This is a genomic window from Phaeobacter sp. HS011 (genome assembly GCF_018101215.1).
GTDB classification, from domain to species: domain Bacteria; phylum Pseudomonadota; class Alphaproteobacteria; order Rhodobacterales; family Rhodobacteraceae; genus Phaeobacter; species Phaeobacter inhibens.
Map to the genome: position 1 here is coordinate 454,899 of NZ_JAGEUF010000003.1, position 19,874 is coordinate 474,772.

16 protein-coding genes and 1 tRNA gene are annotated in these 19,874 nt (G+C 59.7%); 12 read left to right on the top strand and 5 right to left on the bottom strand.

All coding sequences use genetic code 11. The annotated features are described in order from the left end of the window. Positions 1-18: 18 nt before the first annotated feature. The 8 genes from J4721_RS08175 to J4721_RS08210 all read left to right on the top strand — a co-directional run bounded on the left by J4721_RS08175 (position 19) and on the right by J4721_RS08210 (position 8,206). Positions 19-690: a nitroreductase gene (locus tag J4721_RS08175; protein ID WP_102870176.1), complete on the top strand. Its 672-nt coding sequence runs from the start codon at positions 19-21 to the stop codon at positions 688-690. A 28-nt stretch (positions 691-718) separates the two neighbouring features. Next, positions 719-1,165, top strand: coding sequence for a D-aminoacyl-tRNA deacylase (gene dtd / locus J4721_RS08180; RefSeq protein ID WP_211002313.1), 447 nt, complete (start codon positions 719-721; stop codon positions 1,163-1,165). Positions 1,166-1,620: 455 nt separating this feature from the next. Next, positions 1,621-3,207: an ABC transporter substrate-binding protein gene (locus J4721_RS08185; protein WP_014875210.1), complete on the top strand. Its 1,587-nt coding sequence runs from the start codon at positions 1,621-1,623 to the stop codon at positions 3,205-3,207. 14 nt (positions 3,208-3,221) lie between these two features. Then, positions 3,222-4,178 (top strand): ABC transporter permease, encoded by a 957-nt coding sequence (locus J4721_RS08190; RefSeq protein ID WP_014875211.1) that lies wholly within the window; start codon positions 3,222-3,224, stop codon positions 4,176-4,178. Next, positions 4,175-4,990 (top strand): ABC transporter permease, encoded by an 816-nt coding sequence (locus J4721_RS08195; protein ID WP_014875212.1) that lies wholly within the window; start codon positions 4,175-4,177, stop codon positions 4,988-4,990. Before J4721_RS08190 ends, J4721_RS08195 begins: the two co-directional genes overlap by 4 nt. Beyond that, the gene (locus tag J4721_RS08200; RefSeq protein WP_014880512.1) at positions 4,987-6,624 is read left to right on the top strand and encodes an ABC transporter ATP-binding protein; all 1,638 of its coding nucleotides are present in this window, start codon (positions 4,987-4,989) and stop codon (positions 6,622-6,624) included. Before J4721_RS08195 ends, J4721_RS08200 begins: the two co-directional genes overlap by 4 nt. Positions 6,625-6,749: 125 nt before the next feature. After that, entirely contained in the window at positions 6,750-7,586 is an 837-nt protein-coding gene (locus J4721_RS08205) for an alkaline phosphatase family protein (RefSeq protein WP_014880513.1), read from the top strand. 56 nt (positions 7,587-7,642) lie between these two features. Further along, positions 7,643-8,206 (top strand): DUF4453 domain-containing protein, encoded by a 564-nt coding sequence (locus J4721_RS08210; RefSeq protein ID WP_027246904.1) that lies wholly within the window; start codon positions 7,643-7,645, stop codon positions 8,204-8,206. Positions 8,207-8,214: 8 nt separating this feature from the next. Here J4721_RS08210 and J4721_RS08215 read toward each other — a convergent pair whose 3' ends face one another. The 5 genes from J4721_RS08215 to J4721_RS08235 form a co-directional block, all read right to left on the bottom strand. Next, positions 8,215-9,141 carry an alpha/beta hydrolase gene (locus J4721_RS08215; RefSeq protein ID WP_211002312.1) on the bottom strand — a complete coding sequence of 309 codons (927 nt, stop codon included), beginning with the start codon at positions 9,139-9,141 and terminating at the stop codon, positions 8,215-8,217. Between the two features lie 139 nt (positions 9,142-9,280). Beyond that, entirely contained in the window at positions 9,281-11,176 is a 1,896-nt protein-coding gene (locus J4721_RS08220) for an acyl-CoA synthetase (RefSeq protein WP_014875217.1), read from the bottom strand. Between the two features lie 181 nt (positions 11,177-11,357). Beyond that, positions 11,358-13,157, bottom strand: coding sequence for an ABC transporter transmembrane domain-containing protein (locus J4721_RS08225; RefSeq protein ID WP_061048744.1), 1,800 nt, complete (start codon positions 13,155-13,157; stop codon positions 11,358-11,360). A 200-nt stretch (positions 13,158-13,357) separates the two neighbouring features. Next, positions 13,358-13,431, bottom strand: a tRNA-Gly gene (locus J4721_RS08230). Between the two features lie 121 nt (positions 13,432-13,552). After that, entirely contained in the window at positions 13,553-14,101 is a 549-nt protein-coding gene (locus tag J4721_RS08235; protein ID WP_102873953.1) for a CoxG family protein, read from the bottom strand. A gap of 352 nt (positions 14,102-14,453) precedes the next feature. Here J4721_RS08235 and J4721_RS08240 point away from each other — a divergent pair, with 352 nt between their 5' ends. From J4721_RS08240 to J4721_RS08255, 4 genes are all read left to right on the top strand, one after another. Continuing rightward, positions 14,454-15,170, top strand: a complete 717-nt coding sequence (locus J4721_RS08240) for a response regulator transcription factor (RefSeq protein ID WP_211002311.1) — start codon at positions 14,454-14,456, stop codon at positions 15,168-15,170. Positions 15,171-15,187: 17 nt separating this feature from the next. Beyond that, positions 15,188-16,441, top strand: a complete 1,254-nt coding sequence (locus J4721_RS08245) for an FIST N-terminal domain-containing protein (RefSeq protein ID WP_211002310.1) — start codon at positions 15,188-15,190, stop codon at positions 16,439-16,441. Beyond that, positions 16,438-18,708: a PAS-domain containing protein gene (locus tag J4721_RS08250; protein WP_211002309.1), complete on the top strand. Its 2,271-nt coding sequence runs from the start codon at positions 16,438-16,440 to the stop codon at positions 18,706-18,708. The genes J4721_RS08245 and J4721_RS08250 overlap by 4 nt, the downstream gene beginning before the upstream one ends. 188 nt (positions 18,709-18,896) lie before the next feature. Next, positions 18,897-19,646 carry a CbiX/SirB N-terminal domain-containing protein gene (locus J4721_RS08255; protein WP_211002308.1) on the top strand — a complete coding sequence of 250 codons (750 nt, stop codon included), beginning with the start codon at positions 18,897-18,899 and terminating at the stop codon, positions 19,644-19,646. The last annotated feature ends 228 nt before the right edge of the window (positions 19,647-19,874 follow it).

Genomic DNA, 19,874 nt, shown 5'->3' on the forward strand with positions numbered 1-19,874 from the left:
AGAAATCAAGGATCCGCTATGACCACTCTGCCCGCGATTGATGCCCTGTTCAGTCAGCGCCACAGCTGTCGTGCCTTTCGTCCCGACCCGGTGCCCCGCGCGGTGATCGAGGATATTTTGCGCTGCGCGCAGAAGGTCCCGTCCTGGTGCAATGCCCAGCCTTGGCAGGTGACCTTGTTCAGCGGTGAGGCCACCAACGCGCTGCGATCCGCTTTGATGGAGGCGGTCATGAAAGATCCCGTTGCACCGGATCTGCCGTTTCCGGAACGCTACAGCGACGAGTACAAGACACGCCGTCAGGCCTGCGGCTGGGCCTTATATGAGGCCGTGGGTGTCGAACGCGGCGATCGCGCCGCATCTCACCAACAGATGATGCGCAATTTCACCCTGTTTGACGCACCCCATTGCGCCATTCTGACCAGCCCGAAGGAGCTAGGTCCCTATGGCGCGCTGGATTGCGGGGGTTTCGTCACCGGTTTCACGCTTGCTGCGACAGCCGCAGGTGTGGCGACTATTGCGCAGGCTGCGGTCGCCACATACGCCCCGATGCTGCATCAGTTCTGCGACATACCGGAGGATCGTAATATCCTTTGTGCGCTGTCCTTCGGCTACGGTGATCCGGACCATCCTGCCAATCAATTCCGAACCGAACGCGCCGAATTGGGCGATTTTACCAGCTGGCGCGACTGACGCCTCCGACCAGTGAATAGGAGAGACTATGCGTGCTCTGATCCAACGCGTTTCTGAAGCCTCTGTCAGTGTCGACGGTGATGTCATCGGCGATATCGGCCCCGGCCTATTGATCCTGATCTGCGCCATGGAAGGTGACAGTACAGCGCAGGCCGATCAGATGGCGGCCAAAATCAGCAAACTGCGGATTTTTCGTGATGACGCGGGCAAGATGAACCGCTCGGTCAAGGATATTGGCGGCAGCGCGCTGGTGGTCAGCCAGTTCACCCTTGCTGCCGACACCCGCCGGGGCAACCGCCCCGGATTTTCCAATGCCGCCGCCCCTGAACTGGGCCGTGCACTTTATACCCGGTTTGCCGATCAGCTTGCCGCGCTGGACGTACCGGTGGCGCGCGGATCGTTTGGTGCGGATATGCAGGTTGCCCTGGTCAATTCCGGCCCGGTGACCATCTGGATGGACAGCGCCGACTGGTGATCTGCGCAGGCTGTTAATGTCGCGTTTCGTCAGGTCCTAAACAGTACATTCGGCCCGATCTCCGCCTCCCAAATCGCGGCGAAGGTCTGAAAAGCCGACATTGTGTCATCTGCCCGTCCCGGCCGAGAAACCCGATCCACACACACGTTTTGGCCGAAAATATGCTGATTTCTGCCAGCCATTGGCGAATACTTCGCTGTGAGCGGGATAATATTTGGTCTCTGATCCGGGAGGCTTTTTTCCACATATTGTCCCGCCAAGCATTCACTTCCTACCAAATACGACATAGCAGTCGCAAAAGACGACGGGATCGCCGTCTCTTGATGACTTTGCCGCCCCCTCTGGTGCCAAAAAGGACGCTAATAAGGGTTGCGAGGTCGCATCAAATGCGCAAACCTTGAATGACAATTCAAGAAATGACGTGTTCAGCGTCTAAATACGACAGGGAGTCCGCAATGAAAGACCAACTTGATTTCATGACGCAAAGCGTCACCTCCGGTAAAATGACCCGGCGTGAGTTCATGGGCAAAACCGCTGCACTGGGGATCAGCGCCGCCGTCGCAGGCAGCTTGTTTGCCCGTGCAGCTGAGGCCGCAGGCCCGGTCAAAGGGGGCACGCTGAAGCTGGGCTCCATCGGCGGTGGTAGCACCGACTCGCTGGATCCGGCTGTGGCCGCCAGCCAAGTGCCTTATCACAACCTCTATCAGTTCGGTGAAACGCTGGTGAATGTGACGCCCGAGGGCGGCATTGAAAATCGCGTCGCCGAAAGCGTTGAAGCCAGCGCAGACGCCAAGACATGGACCTTCAAGATCCGTAAGGGTGTAGAATTCCACAACGGCAAGTCTGTGACCGCCGAAGATGTGATGCGCACGATGGAGCGTCACTCTAACGATGACAGCCAGTCCGGTGCTCTGGGCATCATGCGCGGTATCGAGAGCATGAAGACCGATGGTGACAACTTCATCGTCGAGCTGACCACACCCAACGCCGACCTGCCCTATCTGATGGCCGATTATCACCTGATGATCCAACCTGATGGCGGCTTTGACAATCCGGCAGCAGGCATCGGCTCCGGCGCTTATATGCTGGAAGCGGATGAACCCGGCGTGCGCCACATGTGGAAGAAAAACCCCAACTACTGGGACGACACCCGCGGCCACGTTGATGAGGTCGAGATCGTTGTGATCAACGACGCCACCGCCCGTATGGCGGCGCTGCAGTCTGGTCAGGTCCACATCGCCAACCGTGTAGAGCCAAAGGTCGCAGGTCTGCTGGACCGCGCGCCGAACCTCACCGTGCGCAATGCCGCAGGTCCGGGTCACTATGTGTTCATCATGCATTGCGACACCGCGCCGTTCGACAACAACGAACTGCGTCTGGCACTGAAATACGCCATCAATCGCGAAGAAATGGTCGACAAAGTGCTGCGCGGCTACGGTTCCGTTGGCAACGACATGCCCGTCAATGCAGCCTACCCGCTGTTTGACGACAGCATTCCGCAGCGTCCGTTCGATCCAGCCAAAGCGGCTGAACACTACAAGAAATCCGGCCACGACGGCAGTCCAATCACTCTGCGGGTGTCGGATGTTGCCTTCCCCGGTGCTCTGGACGCAGCGCAGCTGTTCCAGCAGTCGGCCAATGCCGCCGGTATCCCGCTGGAACTGAAGCGCGAGCCCGGTGATGGCTACTGGTCGGAAGTCTGGAACGCACAGCCGTTCTGTGCCTCCTACTGGGGTGGCCGTCCGGTGCAGGACCAGATGTATTCGACCGCTTATCTGTCGACCGCAGACTGGAACGACACCCGTTTCAAGCGCGAAGACTTCGACAAGCTGTTGTTTGCCGCCCGCGGCGAGCTTGACGAAGCCAAGCGCAAGGCGCTCTACAGCCAGATGGGCATGATGGTGCGGGACGAGGGTGGTCTGATCTGCCCGATGTTCAACGACTTCATCGAAGCGACCAGCAGCAAGGTCCAGGGTTGGGTGGTGGATTCCACCGGCGACACCATGGCCGGCAAGTGGTCGCATAAGTGCTGGTTGGCCTGATAGAGGTCTATGCCATGCACCCCGTCGTAAAACTTGTGTCCCAGCGCCTAGCGCTGGGATTAATTCTCTTGATTGCCGCATCTGTGCTCATTTTTGTGGGCACCTTGATCCTGCCCGGCGATGTGGCGCAGTCCATTCTGGGCCAGTCGGCCACCCCTGAGGCGCTCGCCAATCTGCGCGAAGAGCTGGGCCTGAATGAACCTGCCGTACTGCGCTATTTCGACTGGCTGTTCGGCGCCCTGCAGGGCGATTTGGGCACCGCGCTGACCAATGGTCAGGACATTGCAACCAGCATCGGTCGCCGCCTTGGCAATACGCTGTTCCTGGCGTTCTGGGCTGCTGTCATCTCGGTTCCGCTGGCAATCTTTCTCGGCCTTCTGGCGGTGCGTTACCGTGACCGTTGGCCTGACAAACTGATCTCGGCCGTGACCCTGGCCTCGATCTCGATCCCGGAATTCCTGATTGGCTATCTGCTGATCTATTTCGTCGCTGTGCAGCTGGGCTGGTTCAGCTCCGTTGCGATGATCAATGATTCCATGAGCTTGCTGGAAAAACTCAACGCAATCGCCCTGCCCGTCGCCGTGCTCACGCTGGTGGTTCTGGCGCATATGATGCGCATGACGCGGGCCGCGATCCTCAATGTGATGCAATCGGCCTATATTGAGACCGCAGAACTGAAGGGTCTCACCACCTTCAAGGTGATTGCCCGCCATGCGTTCCCCAACGCCATTGCACCAATCGTCAATGTGGTGATGCTGAACCTCGCCTATCTGGTGGTTGGCGTCGTGGTGATCGAAGTGGTCTTTGTCTACCCCGGCATGGGGCAGTATCTGGTCGACCATGTGTCCAAGCGTGACGTGCCGGTGGTGCAGGCCTGCGGTCTGATTTTCGCTGCGGTCTATATCGTTCTGAACATGATCGCCGATATTGTGGCCATCCTGTCGAACCCACGTCTGAGGCATCCGAAATGAAGAATATCCCTATCTCTGCAATGATTGGGCTGTTGTTCACGGCCCTCTATTTTCTCATGGCGATCTTTGCCCCGCTGCTGGCCCCCTACGGCATGGCAGAAATCGTTGGTGACGTCTGGGAACCACGTACAGCCGAGCATCTCCTTGGCACCGATAATATTGGTCGCGATCTTCTCAGCCGGATGATCTACGGTGGGCGGACGACCATCTTCATCGCGACAGCGGCCACCATTCTGTCCTTTACCACGGGATCAATCCTGGGCTTCTTTGCTGCCGTCTCCGGCGGCTGGGTTGATCAGGTGATGTCACGGCTGGTCGATCTGGTGATGTCGATTCCAACGCTGATTTTTGCCCTTGTGGTGCTGTCGGTGATGCCAGTCACCGTGCCGGTGCTGATCGTGGTGATGGGCCTGCTGGACTCCACGCGTGTCTATCGTCTGGCCCGTGCGGTTGCGGTCGATATTGAGGTGATGGACTACGTCGAAGCAGCCCGTCTGCGGGGTGAGAAAACAGCCTGGATCATCTTCCGTGAGATCCTGCCCAACGCGCTGTCACCGCTGGTGGCCGAAATGGGTCTGCGGTTCATCTTCATGGTGCTGTTCGTCTCGACGCTCTCCTTCCTCGGCCTTGGCGTGCAACCGCCGGAAGCCGATTGGGGCGGCATCGTGAAGGAAAACAAGGAAGGCATTGTCTATGGCATCCCGGCGGCTCTGCTGCCTGCCATCGCCATCGCCACCCTTGCGATCTCGGTCAACCTTGTCGCGGACTGGGTCCTGAACCGCACAACATCACTGAAAGGAGGCCGCGGATGAGCGAACCTCTCGTGAAAGTGCGCGATCTCAAGATCGGCGCAACTGTCTACCCGCCGGGGGAAAAGCCCCATGACATCGAGATCGTGCATGGTGTCAGCTTTGATCTGCAACCGGGCAAGGTTCTTGGCCTGATCGGGGAATCCGGCGCGGGCAAATCCACCATCGGTCTGGCCTCCATGGCCTATGGCCGGGGCGGGGTCAAAATCACCGGTGGTGAGGTCTGGGTGAATGGTCGTGATATCCTGCAGTCCAAACTGCGTGATATCCGGCGCCTGCGCGGTGGCGAGGTCACCTATGTGTCGCAATCGGCAGCGGCCTCATTTAACCCGGCCAAAAAGATCATGGAACAGGTGATTGAAGCTGCGGTTGAGCAGGGCAAATTCTCCAAGAAGGACGCCGAGGCGCGCGCCCGCGCGCTCTTTGCCAAGCTGGGTTTGCCTGATCCTGACAACATCGGCGAGCGGTACCCGCATCAGGTCTCCGGCGGCCAGCTGCAGCGCTGCATGACGGCGCTGGCGCTCTGCCCGGAGCCGGATCTTGTGGTCTTTGACGAGCCGACAACGGCGCTGGATGTGACCACCCAGATTGAGGTGCTGATGGCGATCAAGGAAGCCATTCGCGACACGGGTGTGGCGGCGCTTTATATCACCCATGACCTCGCGGTTGTGGCACAGGTAAGCGACGACATCATGGTGCTGCGCCATGGGAATATGGTGGAATATGGCCCTGTTGATCAGATCATCAACGCACCGCAGGAGGAGTATACTCAGGCGCTGGTCTCGGTGCGCTCCATCACCCATGAAGAAAAGGCCCCCACCCCGGAGCCTGTGCTGAGCGTGCGTAATATCACCGCGCGCTACAAGGGCACCAAATTCGATGTGCTGCACAATGTGAACGTTGATCTGCACCCCGGCCAGACACTGGCCGTGGTCGGGGAATCCGGGTCTGGTAAATCGACACTCGCACGGGTGATCACCGGTCTGTTGCCACCGCGCGAGGGCGAGATCGAATTTGCAGGGCGTACCCTTTCGTCCGATCTGGCGGGACGCAGCCGCGAAGATCTGCGCGAATTGCAGATGATCTATCAGATGGCTGATGTGGCGATGAACCCGCGCCAGACCGTCGGCACCATCATCGGCCGCCCGCTGGAGTTCTACTTCGGCATGAAAGGTGCGGAGAAGCGCAAACGGATCATCGAACTGCTGGATGAGATCGAACTGGGCGAAAGCTTCATGGATCGCTACCCGGCAGAGCTGTCCGGTGGGCAGAAACAGCGTGTCTGCATTGCACGCGCTCTGGCCGCCAAACCGAAGATGATCATCTGCGACGAGGTCACCTCAGCGTTGGATCCTCTGGTGGCAGACGGCATCCTCAAGCTGTTGCTGGAACTGCAAAAGATCGAGAATGTCGCCTTCCTGTTCATCACCCACGATCTCGCCACAGTGCGGGCGATTTCGGACAATATCGCGGTGATGTATCAGGGCCGCGTGCAGCGCTATGGCGGCAAGACCGAGGTGCTGTCGCCGCCCTTTGACGACTACACCGATCTGTTGCTCAGCTCGGTACCGGAAATGCGCCTGGGCTGGCTGGAAGAAGTCATCGCCAACCGCAAGATGGAAAGTGCCGGCAACTAGCGGGCAGGCAGTACATATCATCCCCGGTCGCAGGCAACTGCGGCGGAACGCTCTCAAAGGCGGTCGCAGGAACAATCCTCACGACCGCCTTTTTATCTCACCTTTACAAGACCTTGGGTTCTGCGATGGACAACAAACTTCTCCTTATCATCTTGGACGGCGTCCCATGGCGCAATTTCCGTCGGCTGTTTGGCAATCTGGAAGGCTGGGTTGACAGCGGCGAAGCGCGGGTCTGGAAACACCGGGCAGTGCTGCCGTCGATCTCTGCCAGCTGCTATGCCTCGATCCACACCGGCGTTGTCCCTGCGGAACATGGCTGTACCGGCAATGGCAATGTCTTCCGTCTGGGCCACAAGGATGTGTTCAGTCAGGTCCGCGACGGCGGCGGCGTGACCGGTGCGGTCGCGCATAGTTTCTGGTCCTCGTTCTTCAATCGCCATCCCTATGATCCGGTGCGCGATGTGGAATATGACGAACCCGAAAGCGCCACCATCAATCATGGGCGGTTTCATTCCATGACCGGCTATGGATTGGTGAACCAGATGACGCCGTCCGATGTGGATCTGTTTGGCACGCTGACCAACCTCTGCCTGCGCTTTGGCCTCAACTACGGCATGCTGCACACCTGCACGCTGGATTGCATGGGGCACCGGTTCTTCCACGACTGTCAGGAGATGGATCACGCCTGTTTCGTGATGGACGAGATGCTGGCCCCGTTCATAATCAAATGGCGCGAAATGGGCTACGAGATCATCGTTACCGCAGATCATGGCCAGGATGAGCGCGGGCACCACGGCGGGCGCAGCCCCCTGCAGCAGGAAACCGCGCTCTATTACTTTGGGGATGCGACAGGCCCCGCAGAGGACGTGGTGATCGATCAGCTGCAACTGGCCCCCACCATTCTCAGCCGTCTCGGCGCGCCAATTGCCGACACGATGAAGGCAAAATCTTTCCTCAGCTGAGGATCCGTGGCAGGCTTCTTTGCGTGATCACTATATCCGCCCGACAGGAGCCTGCCATGACCAGACGTTGCCTTGCCCTGATACTACTGCTTCTGCCATTGCCCGCATTGGCGCAGGATGGCTGTGATGATCTGTGGTTCACCCGAAACCTGATCATGGACCGGGCGGGCTATTGCTTTGGGTCGACATTGGGTCAAAGCGTCTTTGACAATAGCGACTGTCTGGGAAAATCGGTTGCGCTTGACCCACATAGCAATCGACAGGTGCAGGAAATCCGGGGGCTAGAGCAATTTCACGGCTGCAAGGTCAATACCAAACGCCGTCAACTGGCACTTAATGACACCCACCTGCGCCGCCTGCTTGTCGATCTGCCGATCCGGGATGAGTTTGAAAGCGCCTGCCTCGGCTGGCTGGGGGCGCCGGTCCCGCTTTACTCAGGTCACAGCGCGGGGACCGCCCGCATTGGACTGATCCAGCCCGGCGATGTCATTGGGTACTCCCATCTTCCGGTGGGCAATTGGTCCTATGTGACCACCCACACGAGCGATTGGCGCGTCAAGAGCGGGGGGTGGTATGATCGCAGTGCCGCACCCGAACAATGCCGTGATTTTGCAGGTTAGGTCTGGCGTCACTCGTAAGGCCAGAGCCCCTGCCCCAGCGCTTCCACGGCAACTGAAATCCGCTCAAAACTGTCGCGGGCGCGGCCAACGCTGTGGCGGGCGCGTAGGTAGCCATGGACCAGCCCCGGTTCATTGATCCAATGCGCCTTGCCCTCTGCAGCCAAAATCTTGTCGCGGTAGTGGCGGGAGTCATCGCGCACCGGATCGCAATCAGCGGTGACCAGCACCGTAGCGGGCAGCCCGGTGAAATCACTGTCCGAAAGCGGAGCCATGGTCGGGTCTGGTGCATCGCCTGCGCCATCAGGACGGCGAATATCGCCATAGAACAGAAGATCATCCCGCGTCAGCATCGGGGCCTGGGCGTGCTCTAGATATGAGCCTTCGTCTATATCACCGCCAAAGTCCCCGTAGATCAGCACCTGACCGACCAGCCCCGTGAGTCGTCCACGCGCATGGTGCGCCACTGCAGCGCAGAGATTTGCGCCAGCACTGTCACCCGCCAGCACAAGGTCACCATCAAAACTCTCGTGGATCCACTGGCAGACCGCCCAGGCGTCGTCAAAGGCAGCAGGATGCAGATGTTCCGGTGCCAGCCGGTAGTCGACCGCCACCACGCGATAACCAGTCTGCGCGCAGAGTTCGGCGCAGACATCATCATGGCTGTCCAGACCGCCCACGACAAACCCGCCTCCGTGACAGAACATTACCGTACAGCCCGGCTCTCCGGCGGTGTAAATGCGCACCGGTACGGCACCGACCAGACGGTCCTCACAGCTGACAATGTCAGGGCGGGCCGTACGGAACTCAGCGGCCATGGCGTTGTAGACCTCTCGCTGCTCTTCGATGGTCAGATCAACGGCATCATCCGGATAACACTCACCTGTTTTTTTGATAAAGGCCCAGGTTTCTTCGTCGATCAGCCGTTCGTAATTCATCTTGCCCGTTCCCCGTTTCGTAGTGCGCCGGATGAGCCTAGCAGCGCGGCGGCCAAAAACCATGCCCCACAATCGAAAAAAGCGCCCCAATGGGGCGCTTTCTCAACCTCTGTGAACGGCCAAGACCGAGGGCATGTTATCATGCCTTGGGCATAGGTTCCCATGGGCGGGTAAAGACGCCCAGTACATCGGAAATGTCCGAGGCCTTGGCGCCGTTTTCTTCAACCTGCGCGACCAGTCCACGGCCCTTGTCATCGACCACATGTTCAACGCGCGCAGGCAGACCAGCCTTCAGCAGCGCGTCGTTGTAGATCCGGGTAATCGCATTCTTGCGCAGATCCGGTTTGAAGACCTTGCCCACAGCCGTTTTCGGGAGCTCATCCATCACAGTCACATGTTTCGGGATCGCAGCCCGCTCGTGTACGTGAATTTGGCAATAAGCCAGAAGCTCGTCAGGCGTCACAGTTGCGCCGTCCACCAGCTCGACAAAGGCGCAGGGCACCTCGCCGGCATGGGCATCTGGCTGGCCTATAGCGCCGGCAAAGGCGACGGCCTCATGGCCCAATAGCGCCTCTTCAATCTCGGCCGGGTCGATATTGTGACCACCGCGAATGATCAGATCTTTGGCACGACCGGTGATCCAGAGATACCCGTCGCTGTCCAGCTTCCCAAGGTCGCCGGTCCGCAGATGCGTGTCTTGGTAGAACAACCCTTCGTTCTTCTCGACCTCTGTGTAGGTATGACCGGCGTAAACACCGGGGCTGGAGATGCAGATCTCGCCGATCTCATCCACGCCCAGTTCAACGGTTCCCTCGTCGGTGCCCTTGACGATTTTCACATCGGTATAGGGCAGCGGAATGCCGATGGATCCAATTTTCTTTTCACCCAACACCGGGTTGCAGGACACCAGACATGTGGCTTCGGTCAGGCCATAGCCCTCAACGATTTTCACACCCGTTGCTTCTTCGAACCGCCTGAACAGTTCCACTGGCAGCGGCGCGGACCCGGAAAAGGCGGTTTTCACGGTTGAGACATCCGCATCAACAGGCCGCTGCATCTTGGCCGAGATCGCCGTGGGCACTGTAATGATAAAGGAAATCTTCCACCGTTCGACCAGCTTCCAGAAGTTGTCGAACACCCCCTCGCCGCGATAACCCTGCGGAGTCGGGAACACCACATGCGCGCCAGACGCAACAGCAGCCATCAGGATCACATGGCACGCAAAGACATGGAACAGCGGCAGCGGGCACATGATGTTGTCTTCTTCGGTGAACAGCAGTTTGCTGCCCAACCAGCCGTTGTAGTTCATGCCGGAATAGGTGTGCTGCGCCACTTTGGGCATGCCGGTTGTGCCGCCGGTGTGGAAATAGCAAGCCACCCGGTCGCTGTCCGAATCCGCAAACGTCAGCTCGGTAGGATGTTTGCGCAGCTCGCGGTTGAAGTTTTTGTAATTCGCATGCGCCAGCTTGTCCTTGCCCTCAAGCTTGGGACGGATCAGGGGCACAATCCAGGATTTTGGCGGTGTCAGATAACGGTTGAGGTCGATTTCCAGAACCGTATGCACCTTGGGCGCATGGCGCACGGCCTCGGCGACCTTCTGTGCCACATCGGTCTTGGGAAAGGGTTTCAGCGTCACAACGACCTTCGCCCCGGTTTCGCGCAGGATCGAGGCGATCTGTTCTGGCTCAAGCAATGGGTTGATAGGATTGGCAATACCCGCGACGGCGCCGCCCAGCAGGGTCACAACCGTTTCGTTGCAGTTGGGCAGAATATAGGCCACCACATCCTTTTCGCCGATGCCCATTGAACGGAACATATTCGCCGCTTGGGTCACCTTGTCTTTCAACTGGCGCCAGGTCAGGGTCTCAGCCTTATCGGTCGGACCGGAAAAGATCTGATAACTTATTGCCTTGTTGTCGGGAAACTTCCCGGCCGTACGGGACAACAGCCCGTATAGCGTTGTCGGCATATTCCGTTGCCCGAAAGGCATCTCATTCACTAGTGCCAAGCAGTCCGCGGCCGTGGCAAATCCCATTGGTTTCCTCCCCTAGTCCCCTTGTGCCGGGGAATTTCAGTTAACACAAAATGATTTGAAACGGCCCGTCGTGCAAGCGCGCCGACAGGGTCACGTCAAGGAAGCCTGCGCTTTGACGCAGCGACATTTGACAGTTTTCAACCTTGAAACCGAATTTCTGAGCGTTCGAGGCCAGTATTGCCTATTCTGCCGCCATTCCGTCGGTGAACTGCAAACGCGCCAGGCGGGCATAAAGACCGTCCTCGGCGACCAGCTGATCATGGGTGCCGGTGGCGATGATGCGCCCCTCTTCCATGACCACGATGCGGTCAGCCTTCTTCACCGTCGCCAGACGATGCGCCACGATGAGTGTGGTCCGGCCCTGGCTCAGCTCGTCCACGGCAGCCTGCACCAGACGTTCGCTTTCGGCGTCAAGTGCAGAGGTTGCCTCGTCCAGCAGCAGCACCGGCGCGTCACGCAGGATGGCACGCGCAATGGCGATCCGCTGTTTCTGACCACCAGATAGCATCACACCACGCTCGCCAACCTGGCTGTCATAGCCTTCGGGTAGTGCAGAAATGAAGTCATGGGCCGCAGCGGCCCGGGCAGCGGCCTCAACCTCGGCATCACTGGCACCGGGACGGCCAAAGCGAATATTGTCACGCGCGGACAGCGCAAAGATCACCGGATCCTGCGGCACCAGCGCGATATGCTGGCGGAAGTCATCCCGTTGCAGATCCCGCAGCGGCCTACCATCCAGGCAAACAGCACCAGACGTCGGATCGTAAAACCGCTGGATCATCTGGATGATCGTTGTCTTGCCTGCACCAGACGGCCCGACAAAGGCGACTGTTTCACCCGGCTGCACGGTAAGCGAAACATCCACCAACGCCGGGATCTGTGGCCGTGCGGGATAGCGGAAGGACACGTTGTCAAACCGGATTTCCCCGCGCACCGGTGCGGCAAGCGCTTGGGGAGACTTGGGGTCCTGAACCTGATCCACAGCCGTCAGCAGCTCCACCAAACGCTCGGTCGCGCCGGCGGCCCGCTGCAATTCGCTCCAGATTTCCGACAGCGCCGCAACAGATCCTGCCACCAGCACCGCATAGATCACGAATTGCACCAATGTACCTTCGGTCATCACTCCTGCGCGCACGTCATTGGCGCCCATCCACAACACGCCAACCACCCCGGAAAACACCAGAAAGATCACGATGACGGTCAGAAAGGCGCGCGTCTGGATACGTCGCATCGACACGTCAAAGGCGGTTTCGGTCAGACGGCTGAATTCGCTTCGGCTTGCTACTTCATGGGTATAGGCCTGAACCGTCTGCACTGCGCCTAGCGCCTCCCCTGCATTGCCGGATGAGGCCGCGATCCAATCCTGGTTCTCACGGCTGATCTTGCGCAGACGCCGCCCCAGCACCAGGATCGGCACGATCACCGCAGGCACAATCAGCAGAACAAGGCTGGTCAGTTTGGCCGAGGTCAGCAGCATCAGCACCAGCCCCCCGATGAAGATCAACATGTTGCGCAGGGCAATCGACACCGACGATCCGAGAACCGACTGGATCAGCGTCGTATCCGTGGTGATCCGGCTCAGCACCTCACCGGTCATGATCTGTTCGAAGAAGGCCGGGCTCATGCCAATGACGCGGTCAAACACCGCCTTACGGATATCGGCAACCACCCGCTCTCCCAGCCGTGTGACCAGCGCGTAGCGCAGACCGGTGCCGACCGCCAACAGAGCTGCAATCACAAGGGCGGCGGCGAAATACTGATTAAGGAGCGCGGCTTCGGATATCCGGAAATTGTCGACCACCCGACGTACCGCCAGCGGCAAGGTCAGCGACAGGCCTGCTGTCAACACCAGCGCCAGCGTCGCCATAGCCATCAGCACACGATAGGGGCGCATGAATGGCCACAGAGCAGAGAGAACACCAACTTTGCGTGATTTCTCGCGCTCTACATCCGCAGTCGGGACCGCTTGATTTCCCGCCATGTCAGCTCCTTCGACGTTCCGTGTGGCAGGATCTCTGACCTGCGCATCGCCAAGGTTCATGACTGCGCAAACCTCTGAGGTCAAGCGCACAGAGGTCATCATCCCCGGCCATAGCGCCGCATGCCGAACATCAAACAGCCGTGTCGCGTGGTGAAAATACAGCGCGGGCACAACAAGATATCAGCTGATATGGGATGTCCTGGAGCGGGTAGCGGGAATCGAACCCGCACCTTAAGCTTGGAAGGCTCTTATGATACCATTTCACCATACCCGCTCAGGGAATTTGGTCTATAAATCGGTGCTTTCTGAGCGTCAAGCAGATCTGACGTGAAAATCTCACATTTCGTAGCTTCGCTTGGAACCACCCACTGCCGCAGATCTGATCTGCGGCCTCGTCAGCTGCCCAGAACGCGGCCAATCCACCCCTTGCGCGGCGCGTCGCCTTCAGCAGGCGTTTCTGCGCCCGCATCGTTTGCCTCAACGTCGGCGCCAGCCGCCTCCTCGCCTTCAACAGCCGCCTGAAACCGCTCGAAGAATTGATCGGCCATCTTCTTGGCAAAACCATCGATGATACGGCTGCCAAGCTGCGCCAGCTTGCCACCGACCTTGGCCTCCACCTCATAGGTCAGCAGGGTTTGCCCATCTTCGCCGTCGCTCAAGGTCACATGGGCATCCCCTTTGGCAAAGCCGGCAGCCCCACCCTTGCCTTCGCCGCGCAGGGTCAGACTGTTTGGCGCATCAAGATCAGAGAGCGTCACAGTACCGCGAAATGTCGCCTTCACCGGGCCGACTTTCTGCACGACAACCGCCGTAAAGCCGTCCTCGGCGGAACCTTCCATTTCCTGACAGCCGGGCACCGCGTTCTTCAGGGTTTCGGCATCCAGAAGCCCCTGCCAGACCTCGGCGCGCGGAGCATCTATGGTGCGGGTATCGGCAAGTTTCATAAGCGCTTTTTCCTTCTTCTGGCTATCTGCTGACGAGCGGTTTCTTGGCAGGCAGCGGACCGCCTGCGTGACATTTGCATAGTCGAAACCATAACCGCTCCGATATGCGACATTGGTTGCAAGCCAGCGGTCGACCGCGCCGCCTTGACCTTTGAGGTCAGCGCGCGCCATCGGTCTGCTGCTGGCCATTTTCTAACCAGATCATAGGCGCTGATCATAGCCTTCGACCTTTCGCCTATTGGTAGGTCTGCATCTGTGCTGTTAGCATGATTCTTGCCGCAAGCGGCGCTTAATTCACCGCCGGTCCCGGCCTACGCCACGGACGAACCGCCCGACCGATCTCAGGAGCCTGATGACACAGTCGCCCCCCACAAGCCCCCAGACCCAGAGCGGTAACGCCGAGCCTGCGAAATCGGCCCGCTTTGTCACCGCGCTGATCGTCGAGGATCATCCGCTGTTCTGCGATGCGCTGGCGATGACGTTGCGCGCGACGGTCGGGATCAGCACCATCGCAACCGCGCCGACTCTGGAACAGGCCATAGCCGAGATTGCCGATACTGCCACCCCGGATACGGTGGTCCTGGATCTGAACCTGCCGGATGTTCATGGGCTGGACGGGCTTATCCGGTTGCGCAACGCCACCAGCGCGCCGATCCTTGTCGTCTCGTCCATGGCGGACAATCGGGTGATCAGTGCCGCCATCCACGCCGGCGCTGCAGGTTTCGTCCCCAAGCACAGCCAGCGCGAGATCTACATCAGCGCATTTGACGCGATCGCAAGGGGCACGCCCTTTGTCCCGCCCGGCTACGTGCTGCTACCCCGCGACAGCGAAACGCAGGACGCGACCGGGCGACTGGCGACACTGACCAATCAGCAGGCGCGCATCTTGCAACTGATTTGTGCTGGCAAACTGAACAAGCAGATCGCCTATGACCTGTCGATTGCCGAAACCACGGTCAAGGCCCATGTCACCGCAATCATGCGCAAACTCGGCGTGCAAAGCCGTACCCAAGCGGTTCTGATCGCGAAGGAAACCAGCTTTGCAAACGTCTTGCAAGATCTTGGCTGACCTGCCTACCATCCGCCATGACACGCCCTGCCCCTCCCCGCGCCAACGCCAGTTCCCCCGCAGTCGCGCCGGTTGAGGCTGGGCGCACGCTGCCCGCGATGGCTTCCGCATTACACCAGGCCAGTCGCATCACCCGCACCGGTTTCGCTGAGGCCGACGCGCCCGATGCGCTGGCGAAGTTGGCACAGATGCTGGCGCCGCTGGATGATCTTGAGCTGATTATTCTCTTCGTCTCTCCGCAGGCCGACATCCATGCGCTCAGCGCTGCGGCGACACGTGATCTGGCCCCCGCACGGGTGATTGGCTGCACCACCGCAGGCGAAATCGGCGAGGCCGGTTATACAGACGGAGAGATTGTCGCTATCGGCCTTCCGCGCAGCCATTTCTGCGCACGTGTCCTGCCTATTGACGATCTGAACGCCTATGATGCCCAGAGCCAGATCGACCAGATTATCCGCAATCGCAATGACATGGCGCGGGAGACACCGCAGTGGGGATCCGAATTTGCGTTTCTGTTGGTGGATGGATTGTCGGTCAAGGAGGACGCGCTCACCGCCGATCTAGCGCCAGGGCTTGGCCCGGTGCCACTGTTTGGAGGATCCGCCGGGGATAGCACCGATTTTGGCGCGACCTATGTTCTTTGCGACGGGGGGGCCCGACAGAACACCGCGGTCTTGCTGCAGATCCGCAGCAACTGCCCGATCAAAGTCTTCAACACCGATCATCTTGTACCGACGGCCCAGCGCATGGTGGTGACCGGGGCTGATCCTGCCCGCAGACTGGTCTATGAGATCAACGCAGAACCCGCGGCCCGTGAATATGCGCGCCTGCTGGGCAAGGATCCGGAACAGCTGACCACCTTTACCTTTGCCGCCCATCCCCTGGTGGTGCGCATTGGGGGCCAGCATCATGTCCGCGCCATCCAGCAGGTCGCAGACACTGGCGATCTTGTGTTCTTCTCAGCCATCGACGAAGGGGTCGTGCTGACGTTGGCAGAGCCTCTCGACATGGTGGATCATCTCGACCGTGCGCTGTCTTCACTGGGAGAAACCCGGACACCGGATGTGATTCTGGCCTGCGATTGCCTTCTGCGACGGATGGAAGCCCAGCAGAAACAGCTCACCCCGCAGATATCCGCGCTGTTAGCCAAACACCGCGCAGTGGGATTTTGTACATACGGGGAGCAGGTGAACTCCATCCATGTGAACCAGACCCTGACCGGTGTCGCCATCTACCCGCCCGAAACAGACGACGCTGCGGTCCGGTCATGACCGAGGGCCTGATTGATCCGCGCGATTCGCTGGAACGGCAGAATGAAAAGCTGCTGAAAATCACTGCCACCCTGATGCGCAGGGTGGAACAGGATACGGATGCCTCCGGCCTAGCCTATGCGCAGTTCGAACGCGCCGTGTTGCTGGAAGAGGAAATCCGCAGCCGCACCCGCGATCTGGAGCGCACGCTGGATCTGCTCAATCTCTCGAATGCCAAGCTTGCCGAGGCCAATCGCGAGACCGAAGCCGCGCGCGCAAATCTCGCCAATGCAATTGAAACCGTGCAGGAAGGTTTCGCCCTCTTCAATGCGCAGGATGTGCTCGTGATGTGCAACAGCCGCTTTGGAATGCACATGCCCGACATTCGCGCTGATCTGCGACCGGGGCTGAGGTTTGACAGTTATGTGCAGCTGGTCAGTTCGAGCACGTCCCTTTCACTCCCGGCGGGCACGCCCTCTGCCACTTGGGCTGCGCGCCGACTGGCCCGTCATCAGGATCGCAGCGTCATGTTCAACGTCCGCATGACCGGCAATCGATGGGTGCAGGTGAGTGAGCACCGGACGCCGGATGGCGGCACGGTCATTCTGCAGACCGATGTCACCGATATCATGCGGCTTCAGCATCAGGAGCGTGAACGCATTCTGGACGATCAGGCGCGGCTGATCCGCGCCACATTGGAACACCTGAATCAAGGGGTCTGCATCTTCGATCAGCAGGCCCGGCTGGTCGGGTGGAACCGGCTGATGGGGGATCTTCTGTCGATCCCAATCGGGAGGTTTCGCATCGGCAGCCGGTTTGAGAGAATTTTTGAGCGGCTGCGCGAGACGTTCACCTTTTCGCAGGTGGATATCGCCGATCAAGTCACAGACTGGGCCCGCCCGCGCACCGAATTGGCGGGCGGCTCAGCTTCCGAACAGACCACCGCTGAGCAGCACGCGCGCGCTCCGCTCTCTTTCGATATTCAGCAGGGTGCGACGCGGGTTCTGACCGTGTTTATGCAGGATATGCCCGATGGGGGCTTTGTGATCAGCTTCACCGATGTCACAGCTGAACGGCAGGCGGCCCGCGCCATGAGCGAAGCGCGCGACACGTTGGAGCAACGCGTGCTGGAGCGCACGCTGGAGCTGGAAGACGCGCTACAAGCCGCTGAACGGGCCAATGCGTCCAAATCCCGCTTTGTCGCTGCCGCATCCCATGATCTGCTACAACCCTTGTCTGCCGCAAAACTCTTTGTCGCGGCTCTGAAAAGCGAACTGCCTGACGCTTCGCCTCAGGACACGCTGCATAAGGCAGCCAATGCGCTGGACAGTGTGGAAACACTGGTCTCCGCCCTCCTTGATATCTCACGGCTGGATTCCGGTCGCGCAGAGGTCCATGTGACCTCAGTAGATCTGGATGACCTGTTGGGTCAGCTGCAGGACGAGATGCGCCCGACCGCTGATATAAAGGGGCTGACCCTGCGCCTCAGACCCAGTCGGGCACGCGTGCTGAGTGATGTGACCTATCTGAGGCGTATCATGCAGAACCTGATCTCCAACGCGCTGCGCTATACCGATCAAGGTGGTGTACTTATCGGCATACGGCCCCGTCGGGCCTCCGTCCGGGTCGAGGTCTGGGACACAGGCCCCGGCATTGCGGACGAAGACCGCAACCGAATTTTCGCGGAATTCCAGCGCCTCAATGCCACAGCAAGTGCTGCAGACGGCATGGGGCTGGGGCTGGCCATCGTAGAACGTGCCTGTGCGCTGCTTGGCCATCCCCTGACACTCAGATCTGAAGTTGGCCGTGGAACGGTCTTCGCCATCGATCTGCCCCGCGACGCCGCCAGCCCGCCAATCGGGGAGGTATCCTCCCTTAGGGCAGAACCCCCTCGCCCTGCCCCCACGCAGCTGCCCCAATTGATCGCACTGTTGATCGTTGCCGATGCGGACCTGCGCCAGGCGCTGAGCCTCACCATGGAACAATGGGGTATCGACGTGCTGCCCTGTGCCAGCGAGGATGAGGCCCGGACCTTGCTCGCCGAAATTGAAGTCACCCCGGATGTTCTGCTGATTGACCTGCAATTGGGGTCAAACCAATGCGGCGCCAAAGTCATTGAGGATCTGCGTCGCGATTTTGGACCACTGCCCGCTTGCCTCATTTCCTCCAGCCCCAACCCGGACATCCCCAGGCTGGTACAGAGACTGGATGCCCAGCTGTTTGCAAAGCCTATCCACACAGAGCAACTGCGCAGCTTTCTTAATGACCTGCGGTCCCGGCAAGTCTGACACCCAACCTGCGCACCCCCGCCTGAAGCCAGCAGCCGCGCAGACAAAGACAACGGGGTGACGCGCCTGACCGCCGCAAAAAATTGATCCGGCCGTGCTGGCCAAACGTAGCAAATTTATAGATACCTACCTATCTGCGATACCTATCCCGCCGCCAAGATCATCACACAGCCGGAAACCCACGCCAGATGACCTCTCCCCACGCTCTGCCGACGCACCGGCCCACCGCGATCATCACTGCGCACGGACAACCATCCGATCCCGCCCCGCAGGAACGCGCACTGGCGGAGCTTGCAGATGCGGTCGCATCACTGATGCCAGAGTGGGATATCCGTTCGGCCACCCTTGCCATGTCCGACCGGCTGGAGCAGGTGACCCCGGAGGGGGCGCTGATCTACCCGTTCTTCATGGCAAATGGCTGGTTTACCAGTTCGGTGCTGCCGCGACGCCTGCAAGGCCATAACGTTCATCTTCTTCCCCCTTTTGGGCTGGATCCAAGCCTGCCAGACTTGGCCTGCGACGCGCTCGCCCTTGCCTGTGCCGCACGCGGTTGGTCCCTCTCCCAAACCCGCATTCTGCTCGCGGCACATGGGTCAGCCCGTGGCCCCAAGGCCGCAGAAGCGGCAGAAACCTTTGCAGCTGCGATGCGCGACCGCCTTCCCGGCACCACGCTGGCCACCGGCTATGTCGAGGAAGCCCCACGCATCGCAGAGACCGCCCGAGTTTTTGAGGACACCACCCCAGCGCAGCCCAGCCTCTGCCTTCCGTTTTTTGCGCAAGCGGGCGAACATGTGCGCGACGACATCCCCGATGCGCTGGCCGATGCAGGCTTTGGTGGTGATACGCTGCCGGTTCTCGGCGCGCTCCCGCAGGTGCCACAGCTGATTGCAAACGCCCTCAACACGGCCCTTTCCGGCCCCGGCATCATGCGGACTTGATCTGGTTGCGGCGGGGCTCTCCTGCACTCTGCCTGCAGCCATGCCTCATCGCGATGATCATTCCAGAGCGGATTGTTCTCCGACTACATGCCACCGGCACAGGCACCTGTCTTCATCACCCCGATACCCGGGTCAGCGCGCCCTTAAGTACAAGACAGCGCCATGACAGAATTTTTTCAATTTTTCCGCCCGGTTCTGCACAGCTCCCCTTGCACCGCCTCACCGCAT

Bases quoted from the DNA above. Each gene is read 5' to 3' on its own strand.
- J4721_RS08175 (WP_102870176.1), top strand. From the start codon at position 19: ATGACCACTCTGCCCGCGATTGATGCCCTGTTCAGTCAGCGCCACAGC.
- dtd (WP_211002313.1), top strand. From the start codon at position 719: ATGCGTGCTCTGATCCAACGCGTTTCTGAAGCCTCTGTCAGTGTCGAC.
- J4721_RS08185 (WP_014875210.1), top strand. From the start codon at position 1,621: ATGAAAGACCAACTTGATTTCATGACGCAAAGCGTCACCTCCGGTAAA.
- J4721_RS08190 (WP_014875211.1), top strand. From the start codon at position 3,222: ATGCACCCCGTCGTAAAACTTGTGTCCCAGCGCCTAGCGCTGGGATTA.
- J4721_RS08195 (WP_014875212.1), top strand. From the start codon at position 4,175: ATGAAGAATATCCCTATCTCTGCAATGATTGGGCTGTTGTTCACGGCC.
- J4721_RS08200 (WP_014880512.1), top strand. From the start codon at position 4,987: ATGAGCGAACCTCTCGTGAAAGTGCGCGATCTCAAGATCGGCGCAACT.
- J4721_RS08205 (WP_014880513.1), top strand. From the start codon at position 6,750: ATGGACAACAAACTTCTCCTTATCATCTTGGACGGCGTCCCATGGCGC.
- J4721_RS08210 (WP_027246904.1), top strand. From the start codon at position 7,643: ATGACCAGACGTTGCCTTGCCCTGATACTACTGCTTCTGCCATTGCCC.
- J4721_RS08215 (WP_211002312.1), bottom strand. From the start codon at position 9,141: ATGAATTACGAACGGCTGATCGACGAAGAAACCTGGGCCTTTATCAAA.
- J4721_RS08220 (WP_014875217.1), bottom strand. From the start codon at position 11,176: ATGGGATTTGCCACGGCCGCGGACTGCTTGGCACTAGTGAATGAGATG.
- J4721_RS08225 (WP_061048744.1), bottom strand. From the start codon at position 13,157: ATGGCGGGAAATCAAGCGGTCCCGACTGCGGATGTAGAGCGCGAGAAA.
- J4721_RS08235 (WP_102873953.1), bottom strand. From the start codon at position 14,101: ATGAAACTTGCCGATACCCGCACCATAGATGCTCCGCGCGCCGAGGTC.
- J4721_RS08240 (WP_211002311.1), top strand. From the start codon at position 14,454: ATGACACAGTCGCCCCCCACAAGCCCCCAGACCCAGAGCGGTAACGCC.
- J4721_RS08245 (WP_211002310.1), top strand. From the start codon at position 15,188: ATGACACGCCCTGCCCCTCCCCGCGCCAACGCCAGTTCCCCCGCAGTC.
- J4721_RS08250 (WP_211002309.1), top strand. From the start codon at position 16,438: ATGACCGAGGGCCTGATTGATCCGCGCGATTCGCTGGAACGGCAGAAT.
- J4721_RS08255 (WP_211002308.1), top strand. From the start codon at position 18,897: ATGACCTCTCCCCACGCTCTGCCGACGCACCGGCCCACCGCGATCATC.